General features: G+C 57.8%; 1 protein-coding gene. It reads left to right on the forward strand.

The window, feature by feature from the left end; translation table 11 throughout:
- A partial coding sequence (locus IVA75_RS24685; RefSeq protein ID WP_247359500.1) for a DUF2939 domain-containing protein occupies positions 1-468 on the forward strand: 468 nt, incomplete at its 5' end.
- Positions 469-695 lie beyond the last annotated feature (227 nt).

A 695-nucleotide genomic window follows, 5' to 3' on the forward strand; every position in this document is an offset into this window, starting at 1 on the left:
GCCGCTCAGGTGATGGCCCGGACTAATCTTCCGCGCCTCCGTCATTCGGTAGTCGATCAGGTTGTGTCCGCTTATCTCGACCGAATTGGCCGAAAGCGGCCGGTGCAGCCGTTTGAACGAATGGCAGTCAACGCATTCGGTGCGACAATTGCCGACGATCTCGCGGTCAAGCTCATGACACCGGAAAATTTGTCCGTCCTGTTGAGGAGCGGCACCGTCCGCAACGCGGCAGAAAACATTACATTTGGGACGATGTCTTCGTTTGCCGAGCTTGACCTTTCGAACATCTTTGTGTTCGTGGGGCGGATAACGCTAGTGAAGCCGGTCGAGTTTGCGGTGAAGCTCGGAGCAAATCAGGACGCCGGGAGCGTTAGCCTGCATTATGAAGGAGCGACCTGGAGGCTGTCTGGCATCACGTTGCCGCCAAAGGTCTTGTCCAGCATAGTGGACCGGCTACCAACGCGCTGAGCCCACCACGTTCAGAGAAGAAGCGAGGTTCGCGCTCTACTCGGCGCCACGTCCGACAACCAGCCATTGCTGGTGTGCGGGGAAGGCCTTGATGCCGGAGACGAGTTCGTCTCCTGGCAGATGAAACGCTAGCCTCGGACTTTCGAGCTCAAGCCAAGTAGTCCTCTGGCGGTGCCTTCCTTCAGCCCAGAACGATAGTTTCAACTCTCAGGCAGGGCATGCACCTG

Source organism: Bradyrhizobium sp. 134, from assembly GCF_023074155.1.
Classification (GTDB): domain Bacteria; phylum Pseudomonadota; class Alphaproteobacteria; order Rhizobiales; family Xanthobacteraceae; genus Bradyrhizobium.